Below are 6,777 nucleotides of genomic sequence, written 5' to 3'. Positions count from 1 at the left end.
ATTACAAGAAGGTATTCGAACACCAGTATGGTGAATTCGATGAAATAATGAAGAGAAAGGAGACCGCATAATGGCTAGAAATAAGATAGAACAAGACGAAGAGCTTGAAAGCGGTTTTGATATAAATCAGCTTAAAAGACTGGCAGGATATGTAGGTTCTTATAAAAAGGATCTGACTATCGCCATAATCATAATGGTAATTTCAAGTGCTATATCCATGCTTATCCCTCTTTTTATGAAGAATGTCATGGATATAATCTCAAGCACTGTTTATGACCATGTATATACTCCAAACAAGGCAGTACAGCTAATAATTATAAATGCCATTTTGGCACTTCTTGTCGGCATCACCTGTGCTGCGATCATGAGATACAAGATAATACTTACTTCCCGCGTAGGTCAGGGAGTTATTTACAACCTTAGACGCGAGCTTTTCGTACATCTTCAAAAGCTTCCCTTCTCCTACTATGATGATAAGCCCCATGGCAAGATTCAGGTAAGAGTTGTTAACTACGTCAATAACCTAAGTGACCTTCTGTCCAATGGTATTGTTAATACCATTACAGATATGTTCTCACTTGTATTCATACTTATATTCATGCTCTACCTAAACGTAAGGTTCACGCTTATATGCCTTTGTGGTCTGCCGATCCTGACTGCTATCATTCTTTTTGTCAAAAACAGGCAAAGAAGAGCCTGGCAGATCCAGAGCAACAAGCAGTCTAATCTTAATGCCTATATTGCAGAAAGTATAAACGGAATAAGAGTCACACAGTCTTTTGTCAGAGAAGATACTAATACTATACTTTTTAACAGACTTAATAAAGATGCCAGAAGTGCCTGGATGAACGCAGTTAAGTACAACTTCATCCTAAGCCCTGTAATTGAGAACATAACTGTAATTACAACTTCTGTAATATACGTTCTTGGTATTGGATGGCTTACAAACGGCGAAACAGCCATTACTGTTGGTCTTCTTACTGCCTTTGTCGGTTACGTTTCAAGATTCTGGCAGCCCATTATGACACTTGCAAACTTTTATAATTCGCTGCTTACAGCTATTTCCTATCTTGAACGTATCTTCGAGACCATAGATTCTCCTATTACTGTAAAAGACAAGGAAGGCGCAAGGCAGATGCCTCAAATAAAGGGCGATGTAGAATTTAAAAATGTCTGCTTCTCATATGATGACGGCGTCGAGATCCTTCATGATGTAAGCTTCAAGGTAGGCGCAGGTGAATCCTATGCAATAGTTGGTCCTACAGGAGCAGGTAAATCTACCATTGTCAATCTTATAAGCAGGTTCTATAACGTTGGAAGCGGTAATATCCTTGTGGACGGAACTGATATAAATGATGTTACGATAAAGTCTTTAAGACAGCAGATGGGTGTTATGATGCAGGACAGCTTCATCTTCTCCGGAACTATAATGGACAATATCCGTTATGGCAATAACGAAGCTACTGATGAAGAGGTAATTGCAGCTGCAAAGACTGTATGTGCTCACGACTTCATACAGTCACTTGAAGATGGCTACTATACACAGGTCAATGAAAGAGGAAGCAGGCTTTCAGCAGGTCAGAGACAGCTCATTTCTTTTGCCAGAGCAGTTCTTGCAGATCCTAAGATCCTGATACTTGATGAAGCTACTTCAAGTATAGATACTGAAACCGAGATTCTGCTTCAAAAGGGGCTTCAGGAGATGCTTAAGGGCAGGACATCTTTTATTATCGCTCACAGGCTTAGTACCATAAAGAATGCGACCTGTATCATGTATGTTGATAATGGTAAGATTCAGGAGAAGGGCTCCCACGATGAGCTTTTAAAGATTCCAAACGGATATTACCACAACCTTTATGATAGCCAATACGCCTTCCTTCAGGCATAGGGAGGATTTTGTATCCCTTGCAATTTGATACAACTAGGTAGTTAATAAAGGATTTTCTTATCTTAAGGATCTTATAATTCAAGGCTTGATAGATGGAGTTTTATATTCTTGGGTCCGAAACTCGCTACGCTCAGACATGCGGACCCAAAACAGAATATAAAACTCCATCTATCAAACTCTTGAATTTAATAAGATCCTTAAAGACCTCGAAAATCCTTTATTAACTATCTAGGTTATCAAATTTGCAAGGGATAATATAGGTTATAGCTTTAGAGCTGTTACTAGCATTGTTAAACTCGCAAACGCTTTGCTTTTTGCTCGTTATAAAATGACGTAAGTCGTCATATGTTGTCAAAAAGCATTTTAGACACCTACATCAAATACATTTTAACTACCTAATGATTCTGTTTAAAAATGATTGTATAAGTCAGAGTTTGCAGAGTTTGAATTTGTAATGAAAAAGCCAATTTGAAACATCTTTAATAGATATTTCAAATTGGCTTTTATTATTACTAGTTATAAGTATCTGTAATACGCATGTTTACCAAGGTATGGTTTAATGATAAGCAGCTTACTCAAACTTCGCACTTTATAAACAATCTAAGATCCTTGCAAATTTATATGTGCGGAGTTTAAGTAACTTATTTAGAATCCGAAATCGTCTCCGCCTTCGCTGTCTTCTGAGTCTCCAGAATCATCTTCTTCACCGCTCTCATCCTCGGGTGTTTCTTCTTCGTATTCGTCTGATCCACTCTGGTCTTCCTCTTCTTCAGAATAATCATCCTTAGAATCTGACTTACTTGAGCTACTTGATGATTTCTGTTCTTTAAGTGTTACTTCTACTTCTACTTCTTCATATCCGTTACTGCCTTTTCTTAAAACAGTAATAGTAATTGTCTGTCCAGCCTCGTAATAAGCCATGTTTGTATCAAGATCTGATCTTGATGCAATCTTGGCATCCTGAACCTTGATAATAACATCTCCAACTTCAAGTCCTGCTTCCTCTGCAGCACTATCGCTGTCTATAGATGATATATATGCGCCTTCAACTCCTGTAGGTGTATATGCTGTTACTCCAAGAACACCTCTGTTATCCTTATCTGCTTTATACTTGGTCTCAGACTCCATGAGGTCGTCTATAATAGGCTTAGCAACAGATATAGGAATAGCAAATCCCATTCCTTCTGCACCTTCAGCAACATATTTTCTTGAATTGATTCCTATAAGCTCTCCTTTAATATTTAAAAGAGCTCCACCTGAGTTACCTGGGCTGATAGCTGCGTCTGTCTGAATGAAAAGTCCTTCTGAACCATCATCATTTGTAACTGCTCTGTTTAAAGCACTGATAACGCCTACTGTAACTGACTGACCTTCACCAAGAGCATTACCAATAGCTATTGCAGGCTCGCCAAGCTTAAGGTCATCCGAATCACCGACTGTTGCAAATGTTATAGCATTCATTGTAGCATCATCTATTTCACTAAGTGATACTGAGATAACAGCAAGGTCCATTCCTGAATTAGTACCTTTAATATAAGCCGGCTTACTTGTACCATTTACAAAATGAACTGACAGATCATCTGCACCTTCAACAACGTGATTATTGGTTGCTATCAAAAGCTCTGTATCATTCTGGCCCATTATAACGCCGGATCCTGAACCACCACTAAGAGCTTCACCTTCATCATATCCGTAGTCTTCAAGATCAACCATATACTTATTTTCAATAATAACTATTGAAGGCATTACCTTTTCTACTAATGATGATACATCTGTAGCAATTACAACCTGTTCTTCTTCAGATGTATCTGCTTCTTGAGTTGTACTTGCTGTTGCAGCTGCATCTTTCTTATCACCAGAAGCAAGTAGACCTTTTAAAGATATATCTTTGTTCTTTGCAACATATACTGCACCGGTTCCAAGTCCTCCTACAAGTACAAGAGCAAGGAGAGCTGCAAGTATCTTCTTTCCCTTTTTCTTCTTTTTAGGAGGATTGCTGCTACCAGCACCAGATGGAGCATAGTTATTATATCCGGCATTGTACTGATATGTACCGTTTGGTGCTGAGTTATTACCCGCATAATTTGCATATGAATTTGTACCTGTACTATTTCCATATGCATTTGTACTCTGATTACCATTCATATTTGAATTGGTATTTGATGTACCATAGCTTTGGGTCGTGTTCTTGTTTGCATCATTAACTTCGTTCATATTATTCCCCTTTCAGGCCCGCTTATGCCAAGAATTTGAAATGTAATATCCATTTCAAGCTTCTGTCAGCATCCATGCAGCCTTATATTCTGTTAATCTTCTTCTATTACACTTATTTCCATGAAGTCAAATGGAACTTCTTCTATAAAACTGTCCTGTGTAAATCTGCATTTATTATGCATCTTAAAATCATTTACATTGACTCCAAGCCATATAGGTTTTGGAAGATCAAGTTCATAGCTGGCCTTCTCCAGACATTTCATAACCTTATGCGTTCTGGTATCGTCCTCATCATTACATATAACTGTATCCTTTTGCATATGATTGTCTTTAAACAATCTAACCCATAATCTGAACATTTAAGCTGCTCCCTTCCGTGCTCCTATTACTTTGCACCAAAATGAGCAAAAATGCAATCGGGATTTGCTATATTATGAGGTAGGTGTCAAAAGTTCCTTTTGACCAGCTGTATACCTTAATTATTTAAGAGCATAGTATATCTATAAATATAATATCATCTTATTTTTATTCTGCTTTATTTTCCGACGAATGGTAGATTTCATACGACGAAACGACATATTTTCATATATTTTGCTTTTCTTGCTTCATATTATTCAGACTTTGCTCAAAAAAAGCTGATCATGATAACCCGTTTTGGGGTCATCACGATCAGCATAGTATTCATATATTTATTCAAACTTCGCACCCTGTAACCTTTACTGTCCCTTGCGAATTTGCTATCTCTAGCAGTTAATTAAATTATTTTCGCGCTCTTTAAAAATCTTATTAAATTCCAGATATCAAGCCTTGAATTAAAAGATTTTTATGACAAGAAAATAATTTATTAACTGTTAGATATAAGCAAATCGCAAGGGACAACGAATACTATAAATGCGAAGTTTGAATATATTATTTCTAATATACTTACTGTTATCAGTCTTCGTATCCGTTAGGATTGTTCTTCTGCCATCTCCATGAATCTTCGCACATTTCGCGGATACCATTTTCAGCCTTCCAGCCAAGTTCCTTATAAGCCTTCTCTGCATTTGAATAGCATGTAGCTATATCTCCTGCTCTTCTTGGTCCGATCTCATAAGGAATCTTAACACCGTTAGCTTCTTCGAAGTTCTTTACGATATCAAGAACGCTGTATCCAACACCTGTTCCAAGGTTGTAAAGTGAAAGCCCTGTTCCCGGCTCAAGCTTCTTAAGAGCTTTAACATGTCCCTTAGCAAGGTCTACTACGTGAATATAGTCACGAACACCTGTTCCGTCAGGAGTATCATAATCATTACCGAATACGTTAAGGTGATCAAGCTTGCCTACAGCTACCTGTGTGATGTAAGGCATAAGGTTATTAGGAATTCCGTTAGGATTCTCTCCCATTGTACCTGACTTATGAGCTCCGATAGGATTGAAGTATCTAAGAAGAACTACATTCCACTCATTGTCTGCCTTCTGAATATCTGTAAGGATCTGCTCAAGCATGTGCTTGGTCCATCCGTATGGATTGGTGCATACGCCCTTTGGACACTCTTCTGTGATCGGGATAATTGCAGGGTTACCATAAACTGTTGCTGATGATGAGAAGATGATATTTTTAACATTGTGCTTTTTCATCTCATCAAGAAGTGTTAATGTTCCGGATATATTATTTTCATAGTATTCCCAAGGTTTCTGAACTGACTCTCCAACAGCCTTAAGTCCTGCAAAGTGAATTACTGCATCGATCTTTTCCTGTGAAAAGATTTTCTCGAGATCTTCACGATTTCTTATATCTGCTTCGTAGAAAGGAACCTTCTTGCCTGTAATAGCTTCAACTCTGTCAAGAACCTTCATCGATGAGTTGCTAAGATTATCCATTACTACTACATCATATCCTGCATTCTGCAGTTCTACTACTGTATGGCTTCCTATATAACCTGTTCCGCCTGTTACTAAAATTGTCATAATGTTTACCTCCTGGGCTGCATAAAAACATGGTACAATTTTTTTCTTCCAAAATTCGTTCTTATGTCTGAATTATAAATTGCAGTTTTTATATCTTCAATAACAACATGTTATATAAAACTGTCAAAATGTTAACACGGCCAATGAAATACTTCATATGCCTTCAAGGCCTTTATATCTCATCCCAATAATAAGGCCATAATACAATTATCAAAGGCACCTTCGCCCAATAATCATATTATGGCCATAAAGTCGAGTTACAGGATCAAAGCTCTATTCCATTAAGCTTACACAGCTCTCTGGCAGATTCTACAGAATCTACGCCTGTAGGATTCTTTATTGGAGCAAACTCCTTCTCTCTTACAACTTCATAAGGAAGACAAGAATCAAGCATATGGATCATATCAAGAACAAGCTGTTCAAACTTACATCCGTTTGGCTTTTCAGGCTTAATAAGCTGCGCATTTTCATCTATATGAGGAATCTTCTTCTCAACTACGTGAAGAGGAAGTTCCTTGGAAGCTATCTCTTCAAGAGCCTTCTCATTGAAAAGATAATTAAGGATTACTCCAAAGTTATAAGCTGGATCGCCGTTCTCATCCTTGGCATCCATCATCTCCTGTGAAAGCTCGTAGTACTCTACGATTGAAGGCTTACCATCTTCAAGGCACATAACACCAACCTTCTCATCAGGAGCATTCTTCTTAACAACCTTGGCACCAACG

General features: G+C 37.8%; 5 protein-coding genes. 1 reads left to right on the top strand and 4 read right to left on the bottom strand.

The features are described from left to right. The first annotated feature begins 70 nt into the window (after positions 1 to 70). A complete protein-coding gene (locus tag K6G87_RS18335) occupies positions 71 to 1,888 on the top strand; it encodes an ABC transporter ATP-binding protein (protein WP_296840528.1) in 1,818 nt (605 codons plus the stop codon). A gap of 645 nt (positions 1,889 to 2,533) precedes the next feature. On the opposite strand, the gene K6G87_RS18330 is transcribed toward K6G87_RS18335, so the two are convergent. From K6G87_RS18330 to K6G87_RS18315, 4 genes are all read right to left on the bottom strand, one after another. Continuing rightward, complete coding sequence (locus K6G87_RS18330; protein WP_296840525.1) at positions 2,534 to 4,102, bottom strand: S1C family serine protease; 1,569 nt, start codon at positions 4,100 to 4,102, stop codon at positions 2,534 to 2,536. A gap of 92 nt (positions 4,103 to 4,194) precedes the next feature. After that, complete coding sequence (locus tag K6G87_RS18325) at positions 4,195 to 4,461, bottom strand: hypothetical protein (protein WP_296840523.1); 267 nt, start codon at positions 4,459 to 4,461, stop codon at positions 4,195 to 4,197. A gap of 574 nt (positions 4,462 to 5,035) precedes the next feature. Beyond that, positions 5,036 to 6,052 carry a UDP-glucose 4-epimerase GalE gene (gene galE / locus K6G87_RS18320; RefSeq protein ID WP_296840521.1) on the bottom strand — a complete coding sequence of 339 codons (1,017 nt, stop codon included), beginning with the start codon at positions 6,050 to 6,052 and terminating at the stop codon, positions 5,036 to 5,038. Between the two features lie 265 nt (positions 6,053 to 6,317). Continuing rightward, positions 6,318 to 6,777, bottom strand: a 460-nt coding sequence (locus tag K6G87_RS18315; protein WP_296840518.1) for a UTP--glucose-1-phosphate uridylyltransferase, incomplete at its 5' end; no start/stop codon positions are given.

The organism is Butyrivibrio sp. (assembly GCF_024699075.1).
This window is presented reverse-complemented; position numbering and strand designations above follow the sequence as displayed.

Bases quoted from the DNA above. Each gene is read 5' to 3' on its own strand.
- K6G87_RS18335 (WP_296840528.1), top strand. From the start codon at position 71: ATGGCTAGAAATAAGATAGAACAAGACGAAGAGCTTGAAAGCGGTTTT.
- K6G87_RS18330 (WP_296840525.1), bottom strand. From the start codon at position 4,102: ATGAACGAAGTTAATGATGCAAACAAGAACACGACCCAAAGCTATGGT.
- K6G87_RS18325 (WP_296840523.1), bottom strand. From the start codon at position 4,461: ATGTTCAGATTATGGGTTAGATTGTTTAAAGACAATCATATGCAAAAG.
- galE (WP_296840521.1), bottom strand. From the start codon at position 6,052: ATGACAATTTTAGTAACAGGCGGAACAGGTTATATAGGAAGCCATACA.